This window comes from Streptomyces sp. NPDC025806 (assembly GCF_055558275.1).
Map to the genome: position 1 here is coordinate 307,176 of NZ_JBVHMU010000006.1, position 24,209 is coordinate 331,384.

Sequence of the window (24,209 nt, forward strand, 5' to 3'; positions counted from 1 at the left end):
GTTACCTCGTCGGCTTCTTGCCGGTCACGCCGAGATAGACCAACAGGGCGAGGTTCGGCTTCAGTTCGGCCTGCTTGACGCCCCAGGTCTGGAAGCCCTTCTGGTGCGAGGCGACCGCCGCGAGCATCGCGACCAGCGAACCGGCCACCGCGGCCGGGCTGACGTCCTTGTCGACCTTGCCCTTGTCCTGGAGCTCCTTGACCGCGTCCGCGAGGGAGTTGTTCACCGAGTTCAGGATCTTCATGCGGATCTTGTAGAAGCGCTTGTCGCCCTCGGCCGCGCCGAGGTCGACGACGCGCAGGATCGCGTCGTTCCTGCGCCAGAACTCCAGGAAACCGTCCACGAGTTCCTGCGCGGTCGCCCAGCCGGCCTTGCCGACCCAGGAGCGGTCGGCGACCAGCTCGGTCAACCCCGCTCCCTCGGTGGCCATTTGCTCGGCGATCTCCAGGACGGCGCCCTCGACGTCCGGGAAGTACTGGTAGAAGGTCGCGGGCGAGGTGCCCGCCTTGCGCGCGACATCAATGACTTTGACGTCCCGGTAGGGCGAGGAGCTGAGCATCTCGCCGAGGCACTCGAGGAGCTTCTGACGTGTCGCCTGACCACGCCGTCCGGCCACACGGCCGTCGACGGTCCGTACTTGTCCTGTCATGCCGTCAGCTTACCGAGGGGTGATCGGAGCGCGATCTGGCCGACTGCAAATGGGGTTGGGGAGCATCGCCCCCGGTCAAATGACGCGCCGGAAGCGAGCGGAATTGGCCATACGTTCGAATATGGGGACCGGGGCGGGAACCCCCGTGGTTAGCGTGACGCCATGCACCCCGACTTCCCCGAAGGCACCCCCTGCTGGGCCGACGTGGCCCTGCCCGACATCGAGGCGGGCAAGCGCTTCTACGGCGATCTCTTCGGGTGGACCTTCGACGAGGGCGCGGGCGCCGACCACGACTACTACACCGCCGCCTACAGCCAGGACCGCGCCGCCGCCGCCCTGCGCCCCGCCGGCCCCGGCACCCCGACCGGCTGGCGGGTGCACCTCGCCGTACGGGACGCCTACGCCGCGGCCGACCGGGTGACAGCGGCCGGCGGACGCATCGCCGCGGGCCCCCTGCCCGGCGGCACCCAGGCCACCGTCGCCCTCGCCGCCGGCCCCGAGGGCGCCGCCTTCGGACTCTGGCAGGCCGGCACCCATCGCGGCTTCGAGCGCACCGGCGACCCCGGCACCTTCCACCACGCCGCACTGCACACCCCCGACCCCGCCCGCAGCGCCCTCTTCCACGAGCGGGTCTTCGGCCGCGCACTCAGCCCCGCACCCGTGCCGCGGGCGGCCCCGGCCCGGCTGCTGCCCCACTTCGCCTGCGCCGACACCGCCGCCGCCTGCGCCGAGGCGGTCCGGCTCGGCGGCCGTGTCCGTACCGGCCCGCACGACTCCCCGTACGGGCCGCTCGCCGTGCTCCACGACGACCAGGGCGCCGTCTTCGCCCTCTGTGAACCCGCGCCCGCAGCCGGTGACGCGCCCGGTGCCGCGCCGGTGTGGGAGTCGCCACAGCAGGACCCGGAACGCGCCTGAAACGTCCCGCATCCTCCCGTGACACCCCGATGTGCCCCCGGGTTCGCAACCGGCGCCCCGGACAGGAAGAATCGGGGTGCGTGCCGCCGTAGCGCTTCGGTGGTGAGACGCTGGCGGGGGCCGGTGAGTGCGCAGGCCCCGTACGGGGAGGTGGGCAGGCAAGTGGTGGATCAGCTGACGCAGCACGATCCGAGGCGGATCGGTCCGTTCGAGGTCCTGGGACGGCTCGGCGCGGGCGGCATGGGCCTGGTCTATCTGGCCCGCTCGGCCTCGGGCCGGCGCGTGGCGATCAAGACAGTGCGCACGGAGCTCGCCGAGGACCAGCTGTTCCGGGTGCGCTTCACGCGCGAGGTCGAGGCGGCCCGGGCGGTGTCCGGTTTCTACACGGCCGCCGTCGTCGACGCCGACCCCCGCGCGGCCGTCCCGTGGCTCGCCACCGCCTACGTACCGGCGCCCTCCCTCGAGGAAATAGTGAACGAGTGCGGGCCCCTCCCGGCCCAGGCGGTGCGCTGGCTCGCCGCCGGAGTCGCGGAGGCGCTGCAGTCCATCCACGGCGCGGGCCTCGTCCACCGCGACCTGAAGCCGTCGAACGTGCTGGTCGTCGAGGACGGCCCGCGCGTGATCGACTTCGGCATCGCCTCCGGCGTCTCCAACACCCGGCTCACGATGACCAACGTGGCCGTCGGCACCCCCGCCTACATGTCGCCCGAGCAGGCGAAGGACTCGCGCAGCGTCACCGGCGCCTCCGACGTCTTCTCCCTCGGCTCCACCCTCGTCTTCGCGGCGACCGGCCACGCCCCCTTCCACGGCGCCAACCCGGTCGAGACCGTGTTCATGCTGCTGCGCGAGGGCCCCGACCTGGAGGGGCTGCCCGACGAGCTCCGCCCGCTCATCGAGTCCTGTATGCAGATGGACGCGACGCTGCGTCCCTCGCCCGCCGACCTCCAGGCCCAGCTCGCCCCGCACCTCTTCGGCTCCGGCAGCGACGACTCCGGCACCGCCTCCGCCTGGCTGCCGGAACGCTCCGTCGCGCTCATCGAGACCCGCCGCGGCGGCCGCCCCGTCATCAAGCGCCCCTCCGGCCGCACCCCCGGCCACGGCTCGCCCGTGCCCGCGATGCCGCCGCAGCCGCCCGCCCCGCCGTCCACCGACGGCTGGCGGCCGAACCCGTCGGCCGCGCCGGTCGCCGCCGGATCCGCCGGCCGCGCCGACGGGCCCGTGCACCTGGCCGGCGCCCAGGTGCCGATCGGGCCCGGCCCCCGGGTCGCGGACGCCCGCGCCGCCGCCGTGAAGGCGCCGCCCGCCGAGCACGGCCTCGCCGCGTCCTGGTCACGCGGCTCCCGCCCCACGGGCATGGCCGTGAACGGGACGGCCGACTCCGGCGTGCCCGCCCCGGTGGCCCCCGAGGCCCCGGCCGGCTGGCGCCCCTGGCGCTTTCGCATGTCGAACGACGTGTGGGGCACCCCCAAGGTCGCCGGCGACCTCGTCTACGTCACCTCCTTCGAGGTCCACGCCCTGGACGTGGCCACCGGCCGGCGCCGCTTCAAGACCCGCGACGTCGCCTGGGCCATGGCCGTCGCCGACGGCCGCATCCACGCCTCCGACGGCCCCACCCTGTGGGCCCTCGACGCCCGCGAGGGCGCCGAACTGTGGCGCCGCCAGACCGACGCCTGGGTGTACGCCCTCGCCGCCGACCGCGGCACCGTCGTCACCGCCACCCGCGGCGGCGGCGTCCAGGCCCGCGAGGCCGCCAACGGCGACCTGCTGTGGGAGATCTCCGGCTGCCAGACCGACTTCGAGGCCCCCGAGGCCGGGCCCGTCATCCACGACGGCACCGTCTACGTGTGGAAGGACGCCCGGCTGCGCGCCCTGGAGGCCCGCACCGGCGAGGAGCGCTGGTCGTACCCGATCGGCGACGCGGCCTCCTGCGGCGGCGTCCCCGTCCGCGTCACCCCCGCCGACGACGGCTACGTCTACGTGTCGGCCGGCACCCGCGTCATCGCCGTCGAGGTCGGCTCCGGCCACGTCCGCTGGCACTTCGAGGCGCCCGCCGTCTTCCTGTGCCCGCCCGCCTACGTGTCCGGACCCGCCGTCACGGGCGGCGGCGTCTACCTCGTCGACCACCTCGGCACCGTCTACGCCCTCGACGCGACCGACGGCCGCGACCGCTGGCGCATCGCCACCGAGCCGCGCCCCGGCTCCGTCGACCCGGTGCTCGTCTCGCACGGCCACGTCCACGTCGGCTCCGGCCAGGGCCTCTACACGCTGGACGCGGTGACCGGCACCCCCAAGTGGCGCTTCCAGGCGGGCGGCGAGATCGTCGGCTCCCCGGTCGTCGCCGACGGCCGCATCCACTTCGGCTCCACCGACCACCTGCTGTACACGCTGAAGGCCGACGACGGCCGGCTGCGCTGGAAGCTCGCCACCGGCGGCGAGATCACCGGCACGCCCGTCGTCACGGAGGGCGTCGTGTACGCGTGCAGCAAGGACCGCTGCGTGTACGCGCTGGACGCGGAGAAGGGCACGGGCACCAGCCGCTGACCCTTGTACCCGCCGGGCCCGGTAGTAGGGTGCCCGGCGTGATGAAACGGGGAGTCAAACTCACAGCGCTCGCGGTCCTGGTGGTCATGGTCCTGACAGGGTTCACGTCGGGCCGGGGGCGCGGCGGCAGCCACAAGTCCAGTGGCGGGAGCGGGGGCGGCTGCAGCAGCTCCAGCCAGAGCCACGACAGTTCGTCGTCGTCCCGGTACGACGACGATGACGACGACGACTACTACGGCAGCGGCTCGTCGGGCTCGTCGTCCGGTGGCTACACGCGCCGCCCCGACTACGGCTCCACGCCGACGCCCACCTCCACCGGCCGCGCGAAGCAGCTCCGCGACGGCACGGTGCGGCTGATCGCCTGCGCCGACAGGAAGACCCCGTACGCCACCGTCGAGGTCACCAACCCGAACGGCCGGAGCGCCGAGTTCTCCGTCCACGTCAACTTCGTCAACGCGTACGGCATCGACGTCAGCGAGCAGTACGAGAACGTCGACGTGCCCGGCAACGGACGCAAGCGGCTGAAGGTGGACGTGAACGCGGGCCCGGGCGAGTCCTCCGCCGACGTCGACCACTGCAAGCTCGACCCCGAGGCCGACGTCCTGAGCTAGGACCCGCCCGGGCGCCGCGCCTCAGCGCCCGTCTCAGCGCACCCGGAACCCGCCGCCCGCCGGGCGGGACGCGAACAGTTCGGCCTGCCGGCCGGGCGGCAGGTTGCCGAGGGCGATCAGGTGCGGGGCCTGCGCGAAGGCGTGCGCGCGGGCCGCCTCGGTCGCCGCCCACACCGCCCGCACCGTCCCCTGCACCGCCTCCGTCGGCTGCCCGGCGATCACCTCCGCGCAGCGGGTCGCCGCCGCCACCGCGCCGCCCGCCTCGGTCACCTCGCTGACCAGGCCGTTCTCATAGGCCCTGCGCGCCGAGAGCCGCTCCGCCGGGCCCATCAGGGCGAGCCGGGCCGCCTCGCCGGGCGGCATCCGCTGCGCCAGGTGCATCGCCTCGTAGGCGCTGACCATGCCGTACGTGGTGTGCGGGTCGAAGAACGTCGCGTGCTCGTCGGCGATCACGAAGTCCGCCTCGCCGAGCAGGTAGAACGCCCCGCCGCAGGCCATCCCGCCGACCGCCGCGATCACCGGCTTCCACAGGTCGTTCGCCTTGGGCCCGATCGTGAGCAGCGGGTCGTCCATCGCGTACGGGGACGAGGGCTGCGGCACGTCGACGTCGCGGTCGATGCCGGTGCAGAACGCCTTGTCGCCCGCGCCGGTCAGGACGACGGCCCGGACGCCGTCGTCGAAGCGGAAGCCGCGCCAGGCCTCACGGAGCGCGTCGGCGAGCGCGGTGTCGATGGCGTTGTGGCGGTGCGGGCGGTCGAGGGTGACGACCGCGACGCCGGTCTCCTTGTCGGTCTCGACGCGCAGGGGGGCGGGCGCGGTCACGGGCGCTCCAGGGTCCAGCGGGGCACGACCACGCCTTCGACCTCGGCGAACACGGCCTGCACCTTGGCGCCGATGCGGATCTTCGCCGGGTCGACGGAGTCGAGGGGGGCGTCGGCGCGGGTGACCAGGTTGCCGGCCAGGCGGATGCGGGGGGCGTCGGCGAGCTCGACGACGATCGCGTTGTAGGGGGCCTGGGCGGCGTAGGCGGGGAGCAGCGGGGGGTGCGGGACGACGTACGACCAGATGCGGCCCCGGCCGCTCATCCTCCGCCACTCGGAGTCGAAGGACTGGCAGTGGGGGCAGCAGGGGCGGGGCGGGAAGCGGAGTTCGCCGCAGTCCGGGTTCGCGCAGGCCTGGATGCGGAGTTCGCCCTGGGCGGCGTACTCCCAGAAGGGTGCGCCGTCGTCGTCGGTGACGGGGGTGAGGAGAGCGTCTGCCATGGGTCGGTCCTCTGTGTTCGGGAGCGGCTTCGTCGTGGCGGGTCGCGCGGCTGTCCGCTACGGGGCGCGGAGCAGCAGGGCGGAGGTCGGGACGCCCTCGCCCGCGGTGACCAGGCAGGAGGCGGCGTTCGGGACCTGGGCGGTGCTGGTGCCGCGGAGCTGTTTGACGCCCTCGTTGATGAGGTTGAAGCCGTGGACGTAGGCCTCCGAGAGGCCGCCGCCGCCCGTGTTGATGGGCAGCCTGCCGCCGATCTCCAGGGCGCCGCCCTCGGTGAACGCGGCGCCCTCGCCGCGCCCGCAGAACCCGTACCCCTCCAGGGAGAGCGGGATGAGCGGGGTGAACGCGTCGTAGATCTGGGCGACGTCGACGTCCTCGGGGGTGAGGTCGGCGTTCTTCCAGAGGTGGCGGGCCGCGGTCCAGGCGGGGCCGGTGAGCGGGTCGTCGTTCCAGTAGTTGACCATGCCGTGGTGCTGGGCGGGCAGGCCCTGCGCGGCGGAGTGGACGTAGACGGGCTTCTGCCGGCAGTCGCGGGCCCGTTCGGCGGAGACGATGACGCAGGCGAGCGCGCCGTCGGTCTCCAGGCAGTTGTCGAAGAGACAGAGCGGCTCGCTGATCCAGCGGGAGTTCATGTACATCTCGCGGGTCATCGGGCGCTCGTACATGATCGCGTCCGGGTTCTGGTTGGCCCGGTTGCGGCAGGCGAGGGCCACGTTGAACAGGTGGTCGCGGGTGGCCCCGTACTCGTGCATGTAGCGGCGCGCGAGCATGCCGATCTCGTCGGCCGGGCGCAGCAGCCCGAAGGGGCGGGTCCACTGGGCCGGGGTCGGCAGCTGCACCGTGGTGTTCTTCCAGGGGCGCGGTCCCGAGCCGCGTTTGCGTGAGCGCCAGGCGACACCGACGCTCGCCTGTCCCGTCGCGACCGCGGCGGCCAGATGCGCGACGGTCGCGCACGAACCGCCGCCGCCGTAGCCGACCTTGGAGAAGAAGGTGACGTCACCGGCGCCGATGGCCTTGGCCACCTCCACCTCGTCTGTCTCCTCCATCGTGTACGAGGCGAACCCGTCGACCTCCGACGGCGCGATGCCCGCGTCGTCGAGCGCGGCCAGGATCGCCCGGCACGCCAACGTCCTCTCGGACTCCGGGAGTTGCTTCGCGAAGGCCGTCTGGCCTATGCCGACGATGGCTGTCGCGTCCTTCAGTCCCGCCATGGGCACCCCCACCTGGAACGGCCCGGTCCACCGTGATCCGGTGGCTCCGTCTGCTGACAGCGCGTCAGGCTACAGCTAATCTGACGGATAGTCAGCTACGGCGGGATGGCGTGATGGGAGGTCGTTCGATGCGTACGGACCGTACGGAGGGCGAGTGGGGCACGATCCCCGAACTCGTGTGGGACGCGGCCGCACGGTACGCCGCGCACGAGGCCGTCGTCGAGGGCCGCACCCGGATCACTTTCGCCGAGCTCGGCGAACGCGTCGAACGGGCCGCCGCCGCCTGCCTCGCCACGGGCGTGCAACCCGGCGACCGCGTCGCGATCTGGGCGCCCAACACCCTCGACTGGATCGTCTCCGCGCTCGGCGCCGTCACCTCCGGCGCCGTCCTCGTCCCCCTCAACACCCGCTTCAAGGGCGCCGAGGCCGCCGACGTCCTGGCCCGCTGCCGCGCCCGCCTCCTCTTCGTCACCGGCACCTTCCTCGGCACCTCCTACGTCGCCTCGCTGCGCCGCGCCCAGGAGAACGGGGCCGCGCTGCCCGACCTGGAACGGGTCGTCGTCCTCGGCGACACCGCGCCGGACGCGCCCGGCTTCGGCACCTGGAAGGAGTTCCTCGCCGGGGGAGACACCGTCACGGCGGAGCAGGTCCGCGCACGCGCCGCGGCGATCCCCGCCGCCGCCCCCTCCGACATCATCTTCACCTCGGGCACCACCGGCCGCCCCAAGGGCGCCGTCATCACCCACGCCCAGACCTTGCGCGGCTACGCGATCTGGTCCGACCTCGCCGGCCTGCGCGAAGGCGACCGCTACCTCATCGTCAACCCGTTCTTCCACACCTTCGGCTACAAGGCCGGCGTCATCGCCTGCCTCATGCGCGGCGCCACGATGGTCCCCCAGCCCGTCTTCAACGTGGACACGGCCCTCGCCAACATCGCCGCCGAACGCATCTCCGTCCTGCCCGGACCCCCCACCCTCCACCAGTCCCTCCTCGACCACCCGGCCCGCGACACCCACGACCTGTCCGCCCTGCGCCTGGTCGTGACCGGCGCCGCCGTCGTCCCGCTCCAGCTCGTCGAACGGCTGCGCGGCGAACTCGGCGTCGGCACGGTCCTCACGGCGTACGGCCTCTCGGAGGCCAGCGGCATCGTCTCCATGTGCCGCCGCGGAGACCCCGCCGAGCTCATCGCCGCCACCTCGGGACGCGCGATACCCGGCACCGAGGTCCGCGTCGACGCGCCCGCACCCGGCGAACCCGGCGAGGTCCTCGTCCGCGGCTTCAACGTCATGCGCGGCTACTTCGAGGACCCGGACGCCACCGCCGAGGCCATCACCGAGGACGGCTGGCTGCGCACCGGCGACGTCGGCGTGATGGACGCCGACGGCTACCTCCGCATCACCGACCGCATCAAGGACATGTTCATCGTCGGCGGCTTCAACGCCTACCCCGCCGAGATCGAGCAACTCCTCGGCCTCCACCCCGACGTGGCCGACATCGCCGTCATCGGCATCCCCGACGCCCGCCTCGGCGAGGTGGGCAAGGCATACGTGGTCCGCCGCCCCGGAGCCGTGACCACCGCCGACGACCTCATCGCCTGGTCCCGCCGCGAGATGGCCAACTACAAGGTCCCGCGCGAGGTCACCTTCGTGACAGAGCTTCCGCGCAACGCGAGCGGGAAGGTGGTGAAGGGGGCGTTGCGCAGTTCCCCACGCCCCTGACGCGGCACGTCCGCCCCGACGCTTCTGACCCTACGAGCGGGCCTGACGCAGCACCCCGCTGTCCAGATCCACCACCACATCCGCCCGCGAACGCCCGGCCGCCACCCGCCGGGCATTCGCCTCGTCCGAGCGCAGGACCCAGGCGCGGGCCGCCTCGGGGGACTTGCCGAACTCGATGTGGCGGGCGATCAGGCGGCTCACCCGCGTCGACTCGTCCACCGACACCCACCACACCTCGTCGAGGAGTGGCCGGACCTCGTGCGACCAGGGCGGCTCGTCGAGCAGCAGATAGTTCCCCTCCGTCACGACGAGCGGCACCTCGGGCGGCACCGGCAGTGCGCCCGCGACCGGCTGCTCCAGGTCCCGCTCGAACGACGGGGCGTACACCGTCTCGCCCGCCCGCGGCCGACGCAGCCGCGCCAGCAGCGCCGCGTACCCGTACGCGTCGAACGTGTCCGGCGCCCCCTTGCGCTCCGTACGCCCCAGCCGCGCCAACTCGGCGTCGGCCAGATGGAACCCGTCCATCGGCACCAGCACCGCCGCCCCGCCCAGCGCCCCCACGACAGCCCCGGCCAGCGTCGACTTGCCCGCACCGGGCGGCCCGGCGATCCCGATGACCCGCCGGGCACCCGGCACGATCAACGCCTCGGCGCGGGCCGCCAGTTCCTCCACGTACGCGTGCGCCATCGGCTCAGCGCGTGACGAACTGCGTCAGGATCGCCTGCACCTCATAGATGTCGACCCCCTTGGTGAAGGTCTTCTCGATCGGTGCGGCGGTCCCCGACACCCAGATCTTCAGCTCCGCGTCCAGATCGAAATGGCCCGCCGTCTCCACGGAGAAGTGCGTGATGCTCCGGTACGGCAGCGAGTGGTACTCGACCTTCTTCCCGGTCATCCCCTGCTTGTCGATCAGAATCATCCGCTTGTCCGTGAGCAGGATGGCGTCCCGTATCAACTGATACGCACCATAGACCTGCTCGCCCTGCCCGAGCAGCCGCGCGTACTCGTGCGCGGCCTTCCCCGGATCGATGGTGTGAGCGTTCCCGAACAGCGCCATCGAAGCCCCCGTCTGTCGTCCCGTTCCCTGCGGTCCCTCAGTGAACGGGCGAGCCCACAGCCGAGTTCCCCGACACCCTCAGAGCCCACCGGTAGTGGCCGACAGCGGTGGTGACCCCGAGCAGCCCCGTCAGCCACAGCAGCGTCCCGGAACCGAGCGCGAGACAGGCCTCGTACGTGTTGTGCGCGGCATACGCCCCGCCGAACGCGGCCCACAGCCCGCCGGCGCACGGAAGGAAGGACACCAGCAGCCACGTGAGGCTCCGCCCGGGTGCGCGCAGCGCCCGCAGAGAGGCACGCTCCCGGTCCAGCGCGACCCAGGCGTCGGTCAGCTCGCGCACGCGACGCCCCTTCCTGACCCACCGCACCACGATGATCACCGCGGGAACGAGCGCGCCGAGACCCAGCACCACGCACAACGGCCCCACGACGAACAGCATCACGTCACGCGCCGAGGCCATCAGCAGCGGCATGCACAGCATCACCCACCCGCACAGCGCGAGCAGCCCGGCCAGCCACAGCAACGCCAGCCGACCGAGGCCGAGACCGTGCCGCTGCAGCGCATCCAGCGCACCGACACGGTCGTGCAGCAACGCGCCACGGTCGGGCCAGGCCGCCAGATGGACGGGCGGGGGCGGCGGAGGCAGAAGCACACGAGGCATCCGGGGCCCAGGCGTCCGTCAGAGCTTCTCGGGCGTCCGGATGCCCAGCAGGGCCATGCCCTGGTGGAGCGTCCGGGCCGTCAGCTCGCACAGGAACAGCCGGTTCTCCACCTGCTCCGGAGTGTCCGCCTTCAGCACCGGGCACTGGTCGTAGAACGTCGTGTACAGCGACGCCAGCTGGTACAGGTACGCGGCCAGCTTGTGCGGCGCGTACTCGGCGGCGGCCTCGAAGACCGTGTCGCCGAACGCGTCCAGGTGCAGGCCGAGCGCACGCTCCGCCGGGGCGAGAGCCAGCTCCGGGTGCGCGACCGGGGCGGCCGAGTCACCCGCGCGCCGCAGGATCGACCGGATCCGGGCGTACGCGTACTGCAGGTACACCGACGTGTCGCCGTTCAGCGACACCATCTGGTCCAGGTCGAACTTGTAGTCGCGGTTCGCCGACGTCGACAGGTCGGCGTACTTCACCGCGCCGATACCCACGTACCGGCCGTTCTCCACGATCTCCTGCTCGGTCAGGCCCACCTTCTCGGCCTTCTCGCGCACGACCGCCGTGGCCCGCTCCGCCGCCTCGTCGAGCAGGTCCTCCAGCTTGACCGTCTCGCCCTCACGCGTCTTGAACGGCTTGCCGTCCGCACCGAGCACCGTGCCGTAGCCCATGTTGTGCGCCGTCACGTCGTCGCTCAGCCAGCCCGCGCGCCGCGCCGTCTCGAACACCATCTTGAAGTGCAGCGACTGCCGCACGTCCACCACGTAGATCAGCGACGTCGCGTGCAGGTTCTGGACCCGGTCCCGGATCGCCGTCAGGTCGGACGCCGCGTAGCCGAAGCCGCCGTCCGCCTTCTGCACGATCAGCGGAACCGGCTTGTCGTCCTTGCCCTTGATGTCGTCGAAGAACACCACGAGCGCACCCTCGGAGCGGACGGCGACACCCATCTCCTCCAGGAGGCGGGCCGTCTCCGGCATGCCCTCGTTGTACGCCGACTCGCCGACGATCTCCTCGTCACGGATCTCCATGTCGAGCTTCTCGAAGACCGAGTAGAAGTAGACCTTCGACTCGTCGACGAAACGCTGCCAGAGATCGAGGGTCTCCCGGTCGCCGGACTGGAGCGCGACGACCCGCTTACGGGCCCGCTCCTTGAAGTCCTCGTCCGCGTCGAACACGGCACGCGACGCCTTGTACACCCGGTTCAGGTTCGACATGGCCTGCTCGCCGTCCGTGTCGGTCTCCGCGGACAGCTGGTCCGGGTTCTCGATCAGGTACTGGATCAGCATGCCGAACTGGGTGCCCCAGTCACCGATGTGGTGCCGGCCGATCGTCTTCTCGCCCGTGAAGTCGAGCATGCCGCGCAGCGCGTCACCGATGACCGCCGACCGCAGGTGACCGACGTGCATCTCCTTCGCCACGTTCGGCTGCGCGTAGTCGACGACCGTGACGCCCGGGTTCTCCTTCAGCGGGACACCCAGCCGGTCGCCGTCCGCGGCACGCGCGGCCAGCGTCTCCGTGATCGCCCGGTCGGACACCGTCACGTTCAGGAAGCCCGGCCCCGAGACCTCGACGTCGGCGAGCAGATCACCGGTCGTGATCCGCTCCACCACCTGCGCCGCCAGCTCCCGCGGGTTCGCCTTCGCCTTCTTGGCGAGCGCCAGGATCCCGTTGGCCTGGTAGTCGGCCCGGTCGCTACGTCGCAGCAGCGGGTCCGCGCCGCCGGCCTCCGGCAGGGCGGAAGTCAGGGCGTCGGCGAGGCGTGCGTTGACGTTGGCGGTGATGGACGTGACCGGGGCCATGGGTATGGGCTGCCGTTCTGGTCGGGGCTGGTTTTCGTTAGTCCCGCTCAGTATCCCACGGGGCGGCAACGGGGTTTTTCCGCTGATCGCCCCGCGCCGGAAGACAACGGGTTTCCCCCCAGCCCCGGGTAACTGGGAGAATGGCACCAGCAGAGCCCACCCGCATCGCAGAGAAGGACGACCGAACCGTGGCCCAGAGCACAGGCGCGGACACCCAGGACTGGGTGTCCCGTTACGCGGACGATGTCATCGCCGAGTCCGAGCGCCGCGCCCCGGGCAAACCGGTCGTCGTGGCCTCCGGCCTCTCCCCGTCCGGCCCGATCCACCTCGGCAACCTCCGCGAGGTCATGACCCCGCACCTGGTCGCCGACGAGATCCGCCGCCGCGGGTACACGGTCCGGCACCTGATCTCCTGGGACGACTACGACCGCTACCGCAAGGTTCCCAACGGCGTCCCCGGCACCGACGCGTCCTGGGCCGAGCACATCGGCAAGCCGCTCACCGCGGTCCCGGCCCCGGCCGGCTCGGAGTATCCGAACTGGGCGGAGCACTTCAAGGCCGCCATGGTCCAGGCCCTCGCCGACCTCGGCGTCGAGTTCGACGGCATCAGCCAGACCGAGCAGTACACGTCCGGCGCCTACCGCGAGCAGATCCTGCACGCGATGAAGCACCGCGGCGACATCGACGCCATCCTCGACCAGTACCGGACCAAGAAGGACCCGAAGAAGGCCCCCAAGCAGCAGCAGGGCCAGAAGCCGGTCGACGAGGCCGAGCTGGAGGCCGCCGAAGGCTCCGGCGCCGCGTCCGAGGACGACGGCAGCGGCGGCGCCGGCGGCTATTACCCGTACAAGCCGTTCTGCGGCCAGTGCGGCAAGGACCTCACCACCGTCACGTCCTACGACGACGACACCACCGAGCTGTCCTACACCTGCACCCTCGACGGCTTCACCGAGACCGTCCGCCTGTCCGAGTTCAACCGCGGCAAGCTGGTCTGGAAGGTCGACTGGCCCATGCGCTGGGCCTACGAGGGCGTCATCTTCGAGCCCTCCGGCGTCGACCACTCCTCGCCCGGCTCCTCCTTCCAGGTCGGCGGCCAGATCGTCGACCGGATCTTCGGCGGCAAGCAGCCCATCGGCCCCATGTACGCCTTCGTCGGCATCAGCGGCATGGCCAAGATGTCCTCCTCGAAGGGCGGCGTCCCCACCCCCGGCGACGCCCTCCAGATCATGGAGCCGCAGATCCTGCGCTGGCTCTACGCCCGCCGCCGCCCCAACCAGTCGTTCAAGATCGCCTTCGACCAGGAGATCCAGCGGCTCTACGACGAGTGGGACAAGCTCACCGCCAAGGTCGCCGACGGCACCGTCCTGCCCGCCGACGCCGCCGCCCACAGCCGCGCCATCGGCACCGCCGCCGGCGAGCTGCCCCGCACCGAGCGCCCCCTCGCCTACCGCACCCTGGCCGCCGCCGCCGACGTCACCGCCGGCGACGAGGAGCAGATCCTGCGCATCCTCTCCGAGCTCGACCCGGAGAACCCCGTCACCGACCTCGCCCCCGTCCGGCCTCGGCTGAACAAGGCAGAGGCCTGGATCAGCAAGTACGTCCCCGCCGAATCCCGCACCATCGTGCGCACCGAGCCCGACACCGAGGCCCTCGCCGGCCTCGACGACGCCTCCCGCGCCTCGATCGCCCTGCTCCTCGACGGCCTCGACGAACACTGGTCCCTCGACGGACTCACCCACCTCGTCTACGGCGTCCCCAAGGTCCAGGCCGGCTACCCCGCCGACGCCACCGCCAAGGAACTCCCGGCCGAGATCAAGACCGCCCAGCGCAGCTTCTTCGCGCTGCTCTACCACCTGCTCGTCGGCCGCGACACCGGCCCGCGCCTGCCCACGCTCCTCCTCGCCGTCGGCGCGGACCGCGTGCGCAAGCTGCTCGCCGCGTAACGCGTCCCGCGCGCAACGGGAAGGGGCGGCACCGGAAACCTCCGGTGCCGCCCCTTCCCGCATGTCCTGGGCGCGTACGGGGTCAGGCGATGTGGTCGTCCATCAGCTCCGCGTTCAGCCGCTTGCTGAACAGCTCGTGATAGCGGGCCAGATCACGCTGCTCCAGCTGCGCGCCGTAGGTCGCCTCCACGTTCGCCTGGAACGCGGCCGGCGTCGGCATGCCCTCACCGTCTATCGAGTACCGGAACACCTGGTACAGGTCCTCGTCCGACGGGGCCGCGGCGCCCTCGGCCTGAGCGGCCAGCGCCTCCTGCGGCTGGGGCTGGGGCTGCGGCGCACCGTCACCCAGCGGACGCGTACCACCCGCCCCGTCCGGCACCGGGAACTCCTGCTGCACCACCGGCTGCGGCTGCGGCTGCGGCTCCGCCGCACGCGGACGCGGCACCGGCACCGGAATCTGCTGCGGCTGCTCCTCGTACCAGTCCTGGTGCTCCTCCTCCGGCACGAACGTCGGCGGCTCGAAACTCGGGTCGTACCCGCCGTGGTACTCCACCTGACGCTGCTGCGCGAACCACTGACTCGGCACGTCACCCGCCTCCACGCCCGCCTCAGCGGCCTGAGCCCGGGCCTGGGCCTGGGGCTGAGCGGGCCCCGCCGGCAACTGCTGCCGCTCCGGACCCGCCGCCACCGGCAGCACCGGAATCTGCGGCTCCTCGATCCCCGCCGCCGCAAGACCCGCCGGAGCCGTCTCCGCCAACGGCAACCCGTACCGCGCCAGCCTCAGCGGCATCAACGACTCCACCGGAGCCTTACGCCGCCACGCCCGCCCGAACCGCGACCGCAGCCGCGCCTGATACACCAGCCGCTCCTGCTCCAGCTTGATCACCTGCTCGTACGAACGCAGCTCCCACAGCTTCATCCGTCGCCACAACAAAAACGTCGGCACCGGAGACAACAGCCACCGCGTGATCCGCACACCCTCCATGTGCTTGTCCGCCGTGATGTCCGCGATCCGCCCGATCGCATGCCGAGCCGCCTCGACCGCCACCACGAACAGCACCGGAATCACCGCGTGCATCCCGACACCCAGCGGATCCGGCCACGCCGCCGCACCGTTGAACGCGATCGTCGCCGCCGTCAGCAGCCACGCCGTCTGCCGCAGCATCGGGAACGGAATCCGGATCCACGTCAGCAGCAGATCCATCGCGAGCAGCACACAGATACCCGCGTCGATACCGATCGGGAAGACGTACGAGAAGTTCCCGAAGCCCTTCTTGATGGCCAGCTCACGCACGGCCGCGTACGAACCGGCGAAACCGATCCCCGCGATGACCACCGCACCGGCGACCACCACCCCCACGAGTATCCGGTGCGTCCGTGTCAGCTTCAGTGGCGCGGCCACTCCAGCTCCCCTCCCAGTTTGGGCATGTTGCGGCCAACAGACTGGCACATGCCGTCCGGCCACCGCGGGCCGGTACGCCGGGAGCCCGGCACCCAAAAGGGGCCGGGCTCCTCAAAACCGTTGAAGCGAGAGCTAGTTCTTGCTCGACGCCTTGTCGTCGGGCGACTTCGAAGCACCCTTCGACGCACCCTTCGACGGAGAAGCGCTCGCCGACGCGTCACCCGCACCGGAACCCGCCCCACCCGACTTCTCGACCGCGGCCACGGCCTCCTTCGCCGCCTTCTCCGCGTCCTTCGACAGCTCACCCGCGTCCGGCGTCGCGTCGCCCGCCAGACCCGAACCGTTGAAGTCCACCGTCACCACGACGTTGGCCACCCGCGTCACGACCGTCTGCTGCTTCGACGTGACGTCCTTCTTCTTGTCCTTGTACGCCCGGTCGTAACGCACCAGCGTCGCCTCGTCGCCCGCACCCGACACCTCGGACGTCTTCACGCCCTTCGCGCCGTCCGTCGCCTGAGCGTCCTTGACCTGCTTCGCGAAATAGTCCGCCGCCAGCTCCGCACCACTGCCCCGGTTCACATCCGAGTCGAACCGGACCAACGAGACATTCAGCCAGCGGTACTGCGAACCCTTCACACCGTTGTTGTCCAGGCTCGACCACGAACAGCTCGCCCGAGCCGTCTCGTCGTCCGACGAACCCGCCTTGCTGTCCCCCTTCGGGACCAGATCCTCCAGCGTCTTCTTCGACAACGCCGAACACGCCTGCGGCAGCGTCGCGAACTTCGCCGGCTCCACCTTCTTCTTCGCCGCTCCCTGAGCGGCCGAGGCGGACGCCTTCGCCCCCGAACCCTTCTTCGCCCCCTCGTCGGAGCCCGAGCCGGAGCCGGACGAACAGCCGGCTACGACGAGAACCGCCGGCACGGCAGCCGCGCAGACGAGAATGCGGGTGAGTCGCTTGGTCGGACGGTGCATGGTTCCTTCACCAGGTCGCTGACAGGGCCACGGCCCCGACTCCGCGACGGCACACACGCACCACCCCGAACCCGGGCCCGAGCAGCCACCGTACGCCGAAGCCGCCCCGCCCGCCGAGCCTCACCGAACGCCGGACACCCGCCCCCACCCGTGCTACTCCCCGAACTTCCCCACCAGCTTCTGCGCCAGCTCACGCGCTGTGTCCTGCATTTCCTTGCCGTCCGGCACCTCGCCGGACAACGCCGACTGCGCCTCGTACTCCACCGTCACCAACGCGTTCGACGTGCGGAACACCACAGTCACCGTCCGCCGCTGCGCCGCCTCCGGACCCGCCAGGACATCGTTCAGGAACGCCTCGTCCCCGAGGTCGTCGAGCACCCGCGGACCCAGCTCGGCCTCGTCGGCGGACGGCGCCCCGGACGAGGCGTCAGCATCCCCCTTCTTCTCCTTCTTTTCCTTCTTGCTCTTGGACGGGGACCCCGAAGCGGAAGCAGAGGCCCCCTTCGAGGAACCGGGCGCATGAGACGCATCGGGCGAGGCCGAATCCGCGCTCGCCGAACCCTCCGGGGACTCCGTCGGCGTCACCTCGAGACCGGCCCGCCCCGCCTTCGCCACATACACACCCTCGGCCCGCGCATCGTCACTCACCTGCGCGTCGTAGGACACCACCCGCTCGAAGTCCAGCGTCAGCCGGTGCACCCCGCCCTCGGCCGAATCGTCCTTCCAACTGCACCCCACACGCCGGTCCGTGTCGTACGTGGCCGAAGCCGTCCCCTCGTACGCCTTCTCGCGCTGGCGCTCATCCGGAACCTCCGCGATGCCCGGCAGCATCTCGTCCAGCGTCGCCCGCTCCGGCTGGGTGCACGGCTCCGGCAGCGTCCGGTACCGGCCCGGCTTCGCGGCCGGCGCCGACGCGCTGACCTCACCCGGCTTCGCGTCGTCCGCGCCGTCACCCGAGTCCGGGCTCCCGGTGCACCCGGCGAGCAGCGCCGTCAGGAGAACGGCGACACCGGGCACGTACGCGTAGGACTTCCGCTGCACCGTAGGGGCTCCTCGCTGGGCTAATTCGGTTGCCGCGCTCGTGCGGCCGATGACCACAATGTCTATCGCACGCACTGCCGTGGACGCCGGTCCGCCGACCGATTCGTCGACCTTGGCTCCGGTATTTGCGTTTTCAGACTTCAGGTCCGGTCAGGCCGGACGCAGGCCCGACATCGGGGGATTTCATGACGTACGTAGAGGTACCGGGGGCGAAGGTCCCCATCCGGATGTGGACCGACCCGACGTCGGTCGAGGACGCGGCGATGCAGCAGCTGCGCAACGTGGCGACCCTGCCCTGGATCAAGGGCCTGGCCGTCATGCCGGACGTCCACTACGGCAAGGGCGCGACGGTCGGCTCCGTGATCGCGATGCAGGGCGCGGTGTGCCCGGCGGCGGTCGGCGTCGACATCGGCTGCGGCATGAGCGCGGTCAAGACCTCCCTCACCGCCAACGACCTCCCCGGCGACCTCTCCCGCCTCCGCTCCAAGATCGAACAGGCGATCCCGGTGGGCCGCGGCATGCACGACGAAGCCGTCGACCCGACCCGCCTGCACGGCTTCTCGACGGCCCCGTGGGAGGACTTCTGGGGGCGGTTCGAGGGGGTGGCGGACGCGGTGAAGTTCCGGGAGGGGCGGGCGCGTTTGCAGATGGGAACACTCGGCAGCGGCAACCACTATGTGGAGGTTTGCGTCGATATGTCCGATTCGGTGTGGCTTCTCCTTCACTCGGGTTCGCGCAACATCGGCAAGGAGTTGGCCGACCATCACATCGGGGTGGCCCAGAGTCTTCCTCACAACCAGAACCTGGTTGACCGCGATCTGGCTGTCTTCATCGCCGAGACGCCTCAGATGTCGGCGTACCGCAACGACCTGTACTGGGCTCAGCAGTACGCAAAGTACAACCGCACGATCATGATGAACCTCTTCAAGGACGTGGTCCGGAAGGAGTTCAAGAAGGCCAAGGTCACGTTCGAGCCGGAGATCAGTGCGCACCACAATTACGTCAGCGAAGAGCGCTACGACGGCATGGATCTGCTCGTCACCCGCAAGGGAGCGATCCGTGCGGGCTCGGGCGACTTCGGGATCATCCCGGGCTCCATGGGCACCAGCTCGTACATCGTGAAGGGCCTGGGGAACGCCAAGGCGTTCAACTCGGCCTCGCACGGGGCGGGTCGGCGCATGAGCCGTAACGCGGCGAAGCGCCACTTCTCGCTGAAGGACCTGGAGGAGCAGACGCGGGGCGTGGAGTGCCGTAAGGACTCCGGAGTCCTGGACGAGATCCCCGGTGCGTACAAGAACATCGACCAGGTGATGGAGCAGCAGCGCGACCTCGTCGAGGTCGTGGCGAAGCTCAAGCAGGTCGTCTGCGTGAAGGGCTGAACTGACGAGGGCCCGAGCCGTTGCAGGCTCGGGCCCTCGTCAGTTGCTTGTCACTCCGGCATGGGCACCTTGCCGTTGAGCAGACGCCAACGGCGGAGGTTGCAGCTCTGATAGGTGCGGCCGAGCTCCTCGGCTGCTGCGCCGATACTGTCGTGCTTCAGCAGTACCCGGTCTTCCCATTCCTTCCAGCGACGTGTTGTGTAGGCCGCCCGCATATCGGCCGGACGGGTCCACCCCGAGAGCGAGTCGGCAGCCGTCTGCTTGCGGGGGAGGGCCAGGCATCCCGGGTAGTAGAGATGCGCGCCGAGTTTCTGCGCTGCCTCCATGGCGTACATGACGTTGTAGATGCCGTCACGTTCGTTGCGCTTGGGGTGCCGCTCGACCTCGGTGATCTTTCGAGAGTAGAAGCAGAAGTAGGCCGCGATCGCGGTGCTCTGGGTGGTGAGTGAGATGAACGGGAAGTCCTTGCTGGTGAATCCGACGGAGCCGTCGGCGTCGAGCACGCCGCGCAGGTAGTCGCGGCGGGAGAACGGGACGCGGGGCGGCTTGATCTGCTTTGACTTGCGCCCGTAGGGCAGTCCGAGTTCGTTGATCCGGGTGCGGGCTTCCATGGAGCACATGGTCCAGACGGCGGTGTGGCTCTCCGTCGCGAAGTTCGTCGACCGGGTGCGCTCGGTGATGCTGCTGTTGTACGGGGTCAGCTCCTGGAACTTGCGCAGGACGTCGATGTCCCGGATGTTGAGCTCGGCGGTGAGTCGCCCCTTTTGGCCTGGGCCCTGAGACAGATGCCCGTCGGCCTGCAGAAACCCGAACATGTACGCGTACTCGGGTACTTCGAGGTCCATGAAGCCCGTGGCGGACTCGAACGTCAGTTGGTGCGGAGCGCTAGGCTCGCGTGCAGCCATGGGAAGTTACTGCCTTCCTCTTGGTGAGGCCCTCGGCTGGGACGGCAATCCCGGCCGGGGGCCGCGCTATGTGGTTGTACGACTGCGACGCTAGTCAGCGTGTTCCGCCGTCGGGCGGATTCTCGATCAAGCTCACTCTTGTGGGTGGCGGAGGCGTTCGATCTGGGTGGTGCTGAAGGCGACCGTGCGTTTCATGTGGGCTGTGATCAGAGCCAGTTCGGAGTTTTCCAGGTCTTCGAAGAGGGCGGACCAGTCGGTGGCGAGGCGGGCCCAGACCGCGCCGAACTCTGCTGTTTTCTCGGGGACGAGGGTGACGAGGACGCGGCGGCGGTCGGTGGTGTCGCGTTCGCGGGTGACGTAGCCGGCCTTCTGGAGGCGGTCGACGAGGCGGGTCGCGGAGCCGGTGGTCAGGCCGGTGAGTTCGGCGATGCGGCCGGTGGTGACGGGGGCCTCTTCGAGGGTGAGGAGGTTGAGGCACTGCAGGTCGGTGGGGTGCAGGCCGAGGTGGTCGGCGACGGCCTGGTTGAACAGGGCGTAGGCGGCCATGTAGCGGCGCGACGTGGCGAAGAGGTCGTCGAGCAGGGCGGTGCGGGTGGGCTTGGACACGGGTTCAACCTAGCGGCGTCAGAAGGTGTACGTGTCGCCGGTGTCCAGGACGAGGAGGCGGTGGTGGTCGTTGTCGGGGTTGTGGTCGGTGGGGCCGCCGGTGAAGACGGTGTCGACGGTGAGGGTGAGTTCGCTGGGGGTGGCGGCGAGGCGGAGGTCGAGGGTGAGGGGGGTGCCGGTGGTGTCGGCGGGGAGGGCGCCGGTGCGGCAGGCGATGGCGCGGGGGCCGGTGCGCAGGCAGGCGGTGGGGAGGGTCTGGGTGTCGGCGAGTGCGGTGCTCCAGGTGAGGCGGACGGTGGCGTCGGGGATGTCGGCGGGGCCGTGGTTCTGCGGGGTGAGGTGGAGGGTGGTGCGGCCGGGGGTGAGGGTGGCGGTGCCGTGGTGGGCGAGGTCGGCCTCGGGTTCGTTGCCGTCGGCGACGGCGGTGTGAGGGGTGGCGGTGAGGAGGAGGGCGGCAGTCGTGAGGGCTGTGGTGGTGGTGCGTCTCGGTTTCATGGGGGCGGTGTTCCACCTGGGGTGTGGGGTGATGCGTGGGGCGTGGGGGTGTGACTCGCACGTGGGACGCTGAGGGCATGGTCGTCGCCCGTTCTGTCGTGCTGTTCGTGCTGGCCGCGTTGTTCGAGATCGGGGGTGCGTGGCTGGTGTGGCAGGGGGTGCGGGAGCAGCGGGGCTGGGTGTGGGTGGGGGCGGGGGTGGTGGCGCTCGGGGTGTACGGGTTCGTGGCGACGTTGCAGCCGGATGCGGAGTTCGGGCGGATCCTGGCGGCGTACGGCGGGGTGTTCGTGGCGGGGTCGCTCGCGTGGGGGATGGTCGCGGACGGGTATCGGCCGACGCGGTGGGACGTGGTGGGTGCGGTGATCTGTCTGGTGGGGATGGCGGTGATCATGTACGCGCCGCGGGGTGAGTGAGCGCGCGTACTCTGGACGGGACCTGTTCGCCCGTACCGCATGGAGCAGCCATGGCCCCCGCAGCCGCGTCCCGTATCGCCGTCGTCACCGGTGCGAGCAGTGGGATCGGTGCCGCCACGGCGCGGCAGCTGGCCGCGGCCGGTTATCGGGTGGTGCTGACGGCGCGCCGCAAGGACCGGATCGAGGCGCTGGCGGAGGAGATCACGGCGGCGGGGCACGACGCGGTGGCGTACGGCCTGGACATCACGGACCGGGCGGCGGTGGACGAGTTCGCGCGGGCGTTCCGGACGGTCGGGGTGCTGGTGAACAACGCGGGCGGGGCGCTGGGTGCGGATCCGGTGGCGACGGGTGATCCGGAGCAGTGGCGCCGGATGTACGAGACGAATGTGCTGGGCACGTTGAACGTGACGCAGGCGTTGCTGCCGGCGCTGACCGAGTCGGGTGACGGCACGGTGGTGGTGCTGTCGTCGACGGCGGGGCACGGGACGTACGAGGGTGGCGGCGGTTATGTGGCCGCGAAGCACGCGGAGCACGTGCTGGCGGAGACGCTGCGGCTGGAGATCGTGGGGACGCCGGTGCGGGTGATCGAGGTGGCTCCGGGTCTGGTGAAGACGGACGAGTTCGCGCTGACGCGGTTCGGCGGGGACAAGGAGAAGGCGGAGAAGGTGTACGCGGGGGTGGCGGAGCCGCTGACGGCGGACGATGTCGCGGACACGATCACGTGGGCGGTGACGCGGCCGTCGCACGTGAACATCGATCTGCTGGTGGTGCGTCCGCGTGCGCAGGCTTCGAACACGAAACTGCACCGGGAGCTGTGACGATGTCGGACGGTGCGCAGGCCTCTCCTGGTTCTCCGGATCCGCAGGCCCCTGATCCGCTGGAGGCGTTGCAGCGGGAGTACGACGCGCGGCGGGCGGCGCAGGAGAAGAAGGGGGAGCGGTACATGTGGTGGTACCTGGGTTACTTCCTCTTCGGGATCCACATCGTCGCGTTCGTGATGATCTACGCGGTCACGCACGCGAAGTAGTCCGGGTGCGGGGTGCTCAGCCTGTTTCGCCGGCGTAGGCGGCGGGGGAGACGCCGATGGTGGTGGTGAAGTCGCGGACGAGGTGGGCCTGGTCCGCGTAGCCGAGGTCGGCGGCGAGGGTGGCCCAGTCGACGGTGGTGCGGGTGGCGGCGGCTTCGAGGGCGTCGTGGATGCGGTAGCGCAGGATGCACCATTTGGGGCTGACGCCGACGTGGCTCGCGAAGAGGCGTTGCAGGGCGCGTACGGACATGGCTTCGTCGTGGGCGAGGTCGGCGACGCGCTGGACGGTGCGGTCGGTGCGGATGCGGGCGACGAGGCGGCGGGCCAGTTCGGTCTGGGGGTCGGGGGTGGCCGGGGTCAGGGGGAGCAGGTAGGCGTCGAGGGCGGCGACGCGGGCTTCGTCGTCGGCGGGGCCGACGACGGTGGGGATGTCGGTGGTGGGGAAGACGTCGTCGTAGGGCAGGACGCGGCCGGTCCAGTGGGAGACGGGTGTGTCCGGGGTGAAGGGGCGGAAGGCGCCCGGGTGGAACTTGATGCCGCAGACGCGGCCGCGGCCGCCGATCTTGCGGGTGTAGAGGCCGGGTGCGCTGACGCCGGTGAGTTCGCCGTAGGGCGGTCCTTCGTCCTCGTCCCACTGGAAGGTGAGGTGGACGGCGGGGTGGGGGACGATGTGGGACGCGTAGGGGGCGGGGAGGTCCCAGTCGATGAGCCAGTAGTGCTCGACGTAGGGGCGCAGGGGTTCGGCGGGCGGGAGCCGGCGGAAGCGGACGCGGGTGAGCAGGGCGGCGGGGTCGACGATGCCCCGTGTGTCCTGGCCCTGGTCCTCGGCTCGGCCGCTCCGGTCGCGTTCCATGCCCGGATCGTACGGGGGGCCACTGACAGTGCCGCGTTTCTTCAAGAGTGGGGTGCCGTCGGGTTCGTACGGTCGTGGCATGGACAGCAACGAGCGGGAGACGGTCGGGCCGGCGGAGTCGGCGTTCGGTGTCGGTGAGCTGATGGAGCGGGCGGCGCGGCGGGCGGTGCCCGTGGTGGCCAAGATCGCGGACGGGGATCTGGGGCGGCCGACGCCGTGTGCGCAGTATGCGGTGAAGGACCTGGTCAACCATCTGATCCAGGTGCTGGTGCAGTTCCAGGCGTTGGCGGCGAAGGGGGAGTCGGACTTCTCGCGGGCGCCGGATTTCGTGGGGGAGGACGCGGTGGGCTGGCGGGACCGGTTCGCGCGGGAGGCGGCGGCGCTGGTCGCGGCGTGGTCGCGGCCGGGGGCGGAGGAGGGGACGACCGGGGCGATGGACATGCCGGCCCGGTTGGTGGGCTCGATGGCGTTGCTGGATCTGACGGTGCACGCGTGGGATCTGGCGCGGGCGACGGATCAGTCCTACGAGGCTCCTGCGGAGGTGGTGGGGCCGTTGCTCGCGGCGGTGTCGGAGCTGGGGCCGACGGCTCGGAGGATGGGCGTTTTCGGATCGGAGGTGGAGGTCGCGGCCTCGGCGGATCCGTTCGTGCGGCTGCTGGCGGCGACGGGGCGGCGGGTCTGAGGGGCTGCGGTCCCTTTCCTCGGCCGTCCCGCTCGGGGTGCTCGGGAGGGGTGCGGGAATAGCGTGCCGGGGGCTCACGTTCA

General features: G+C 71.0%; 25 protein-coding genes. 10 read left to right on the forward strand and 15 right to left on the reverse strand.

Going from position 1 to position 24,209, the window contains the following annotated elements:
* Window position 1: 1 nt before the first annotated feature.
* Window positions 2–649 carry a TetR family transcriptional regulator gene (locus ACZ4E1_RS16895; RefSeq protein ID WP_188337529.1) on the reverse strand — a complete coding sequence of 216 codons (648 nt, stop codon included), beginning with the start codon at window positions 647–649 and terminating at the stop codon, window positions 2–4.
* A gap of 162 nt (window positions 650–811) precedes the next feature.
* Here ACZ4E1_RS16895 and ACZ4E1_RS16900 point away from each other — a divergent pair, with 162 nt between their 5' ends.
* From ACZ4E1_RS16900 to ACZ4E1_RS16910, 3 genes are all read left to right on the forward strand, one after another.
* Window positions 812–1,564: a VOC family protein gene (locus ACZ4E1_RS16900; protein ID WP_467539864.1), complete on the forward strand. Its 753-nt coding sequence runs from the start codon at window positions 812–814 to the stop codon at window positions 1,562–1,564.
* Between the two features lie 162 nt (window positions 1,565–1,726).
* Window positions 1,727–4,105 (forward strand): protein serine/threonine kinase AfsK, encoded by a 2,379-nt coding sequence (afsK, locus tag ACZ4E1_RS16905; RefSeq protein WP_467539865.1) that lies wholly within the window; start codon window positions 1,727–1,729, stop codon window positions 4,103–4,105.
* Between the two features lie 41 nt (window positions 4,106–4,146).
* Window positions 4,147–4,716 (forward strand): hypothetical protein, encoded by a 570-nt coding sequence (locus tag ACZ4E1_RS16910; RefSeq protein ID WP_467539979.1) that lies wholly within the window; start codon window positions 4,147–4,149, stop codon window positions 4,714–4,716.
* A gap of 33 nt (window positions 4,717–4,749) precedes the next feature.
* Here the strand turns inward: ACZ4E1_RS16910 and ACZ4E1_RS16915 are convergent, their stop codons facing one another.
* The 3 genes from ACZ4E1_RS16915 to ACZ4E1_RS16925 are packed head-to-tail and all read right to left on the reverse strand — an operon-like array spanning window position 4,750 to window position 7,187.
* Window positions 4,750–5,538 carry an enoyl-CoA hydratase/isomerase family protein gene (locus ACZ4E1_RS16915; RefSeq protein WP_467539866.1) on the reverse strand — a complete coding sequence of 263 codons (789 nt, stop codon included), beginning with the start codon at window positions 5,536–5,538 and terminating at the stop codon, window positions 4,750–4,752.
* Window positions 5,535–5,978, reverse strand: coding sequence for a Zn-ribbon domain-containing OB-fold protein (locus tag ACZ4E1_RS16920; RefSeq protein ID WP_467539867.1), 444 nt, complete (start codon window positions 5,976–5,978; stop codon window positions 5,535–5,537). The genes ACZ4E1_RS16915 and ACZ4E1_RS16920 overlap by 4 nt, the downstream gene beginning before the upstream one ends.
* A 57-nt stretch (window positions 5,979–6,035) precedes the next feature.
* The gene (locus ACZ4E1_RS16925) at window positions 6,036–7,187 is read right to left on the reverse strand and encodes a lipid-transfer protein (protein WP_188337525.1); all 1,152 of its coding nucleotides are present in this window, start codon (window positions 7,185–7,187) and stop codon (window positions 6,036–6,038) included.
* Window positions 7,188–7,315: 128 nt separating this feature from the next.
* Between ACZ4E1_RS16925 and ACZ4E1_RS16930 the strand changes: the two genes are divergently transcribed.
* Window positions 7,316–8,905 carry a FadD3 family acyl-CoA ligase gene (locus ACZ4E1_RS16930; RefSeq protein WP_467539868.1) on the forward strand — a complete coding sequence of 530 codons (1,590 nt, stop codon included), beginning with the start codon at window positions 7,316–7,318 and terminating at the stop codon, window positions 8,903–8,905.
* 30 nt (window positions 8,906–8,935) lie between these two features.
* Here ACZ4E1_RS16930 and ACZ4E1_RS16935 read toward each other — a convergent pair whose 3' ends face one another.
* From ACZ4E1_RS16935 to argS, 4 genes are all read right to left on the reverse strand, one after another.
* Window positions 8,936–9,592 carry a nucleoside/nucleotide kinase family protein gene (locus ACZ4E1_RS16935; RefSeq protein ID WP_467539869.1) on the reverse strand — a complete coding sequence of 219 codons (657 nt, stop codon included), beginning with the start codon at window positions 9,590–9,592 and terminating at the stop codon, window positions 8,936–8,938.
* Between the two features lie 4 nt (window positions 9,593–9,596).
* Complete coding sequence (locus ACZ4E1_RS16940) at window positions 9,597–9,962, reverse strand: PH domain-containing protein (protein WP_467539870.1); 366 nt, start codon at window positions 9,960–9,962, stop codon at window positions 9,597–9,599.
* 37 nt (window positions 9,963–9,999) lie between these two features.
* Window positions 10,000–10,554, reverse strand: coding sequence for a hypothetical protein (locus ACZ4E1_RS16945; protein ID WP_467539871.1), 555 nt, complete (start codon window positions 10,552–10,554; stop codon window positions 10,000–10,002).
* A gap of 87 nt (window positions 10,555–10,641) precedes the next feature.
* Entirely contained in the window at window positions 10,642–12,408 is a 1,767-nt protein-coding gene (gene argS / locus ACZ4E1_RS16950) for an arginine--tRNA ligase (protein ID WP_467539872.1), read from the reverse strand.
* Between the two features lie 140 nt (window positions 12,409–12,548).
* Here argS and lysS point away from each other — a divergent pair, with 140 nt between their 5' ends.
* Window positions 12,549–14,351 carry a lysine--tRNA ligase gene (lysS, locus tag ACZ4E1_RS16955; RefSeq protein WP_467539873.1) on the forward strand — a complete coding sequence of 601 codons (1,803 nt, stop codon included), beginning with the start codon at window positions 12,549–12,551 and terminating at the stop codon, window positions 14,349–14,351.
* Window positions 14,352–14,433: 82 nt separating this feature from the next.
* Here the strand turns inward: lysS and ACZ4E1_RS16960 are convergent, their stop codons facing one another.
* The 3 genes from ACZ4E1_RS16960 to ACZ4E1_RS16970 form a co-directional block, all read right to left on the reverse strand.
* Window positions 14,434–15,753: a DUF2637 domain-containing protein gene (locus tag ACZ4E1_RS16960; RefSeq protein WP_467539874.1), complete on the reverse strand. Its 1,320-nt coding sequence runs from the start codon at window positions 15,751–15,753 to the stop codon at window positions 14,434–14,436.
* Window positions 15,754–15,885: 132 nt separating this feature from the next.
* On the reverse strand, window positions 15,886–16,725 hold the full coding sequence (locus ACZ4E1_RS16965) for a DUF3558 domain-containing protein (RefSeq protein ID WP_467539875.1): 840 nt from the start codon (window positions 16,723–16,725) through the stop codon (window positions 15,886–15,888).
* A gap of 153 nt (window positions 16,726–16,878) precedes the next feature.
* The gene (locus ACZ4E1_RS16970) at window positions 16,879–17,766 is read right to left on the reverse strand and encodes a DUF3558 domain-containing protein (RefSeq protein ID WP_467539876.1); all 888 of its coding nucleotides are present in this window, start codon (window positions 17,764–17,766) and stop codon (window positions 16,879–16,881) included.
* 185 nt (window positions 17,767–17,951) lie between these two features.
* Here ACZ4E1_RS16970 and ACZ4E1_RS16975 point away from each other — a divergent pair, with 185 nt between their 5' ends.
* Window positions 17,952–19,145 carry an RtcB family protein gene (locus tag ACZ4E1_RS16975; protein WP_467539877.1) on the forward strand — a complete coding sequence of 398 codons (1,194 nt, stop codon included), beginning with the start codon at window positions 17,952–17,954 and terminating at the stop codon, window positions 19,143–19,145.
* Between the two features lie 50 nt (window positions 19,146–19,195).
* Here the strand turns inward: ACZ4E1_RS16975 and ACZ4E1_RS16980 are convergent, their stop codons facing one another.
* From ACZ4E1_RS16980 to ACZ4E1_RS16990, 3 genes are all read right to left on the reverse strand, one after another.
* A complete protein-coding gene (locus tag ACZ4E1_RS16980) occupies window positions 19,196–20,050 on the reverse strand; it encodes a hypothetical protein (RefSeq protein WP_467539878.1) in 855 nt (284 codons plus the stop codon).
* Window positions 20,051–20,182: 132 nt separating this feature from the next.
* A complete protein-coding gene (locus ACZ4E1_RS16985; RefSeq protein WP_467539879.1) occupies window positions 20,183–20,656 on the reverse strand; it encodes a MarR family winged helix-turn-helix transcriptional regulator in 474 nt (157 codons plus the stop codon).
* 18 nt (window positions 20,657–20,674) lie between these two features.
* Complete coding sequence (locus tag ACZ4E1_RS16990; RefSeq protein WP_467539880.1) at window positions 20,675–21,151, reverse strand: hypothetical protein; 477 nt, start codon at window positions 21,149–21,151, stop codon at window positions 20,675–20,677.
* 77 nt (window positions 21,152–21,228) lie between these two features.
* On the opposite strand from ACZ4E1_RS16990, the gene ACZ4E1_RS16995 reads away from it, so the two are divergent.
* The 3 genes from ACZ4E1_RS16995 to ACZ4E1_RS17005 are packed head-to-tail and all read left to right on the forward strand — an operon-like array spanning window position 21,229 to window position 22,591.
* Window positions 21,229–21,564, forward strand: a complete 336-nt coding sequence (locus ACZ4E1_RS16995) for a YnfA family protein (protein WP_467539881.1) — start codon at window positions 21,229–21,231, stop codon at window positions 21,562–21,564.
* 50 nt (window positions 21,565–21,614) lie between these two features.
* Window positions 21,615–22,382 carry an SDR family NAD(P)-dependent oxidoreductase gene (locus ACZ4E1_RS17000; RefSeq protein WP_467539882.1) on the forward strand — a complete coding sequence of 256 codons (768 nt, stop codon included), beginning with the start codon at window positions 21,615–21,617 and terminating at the stop codon, window positions 22,380–22,382.
* A gap of 2 nt (window positions 22,383–22,384) precedes the next feature.
* Entirely contained in the window at window positions 22,385–22,591 is a 207-nt protein-coding gene (locus ACZ4E1_RS17005; RefSeq protein ID WP_467539883.1) for a hypothetical protein, read from the forward strand.
* A gap of 16 nt (window positions 22,592–22,607) precedes the next feature.
* Here the strand turns inward: ACZ4E1_RS17005 and ACZ4E1_RS17010 are convergent, their stop codons facing one another.
* Window positions 22,608–23,444 carry a DUF6597 domain-containing transcriptional factor gene (locus ACZ4E1_RS17010; protein WP_467539884.1) on the reverse strand — a complete coding sequence of 279 codons (837 nt, stop codon included), beginning with the start codon at window positions 23,442–23,444 and terminating at the stop codon, window positions 22,608–22,610.
* Between the two features lie 79 nt (window positions 23,445–23,523).
* On the opposite strand from ACZ4E1_RS17010, the gene ACZ4E1_RS17015 reads away from it, so the two are divergent.
* The gene (locus ACZ4E1_RS17015; protein ID WP_467539885.1) at window positions 23,524–24,126 is read left to right on the forward strand and encodes a TIGR03086 family metal-binding protein; all 603 of its coding nucleotides are present in this window, start codon (window positions 23,524–23,526) and stop codon (window positions 24,124–24,126) included.
* Window positions 24,127–24,209: the final 83 nt, after the last annotated feature.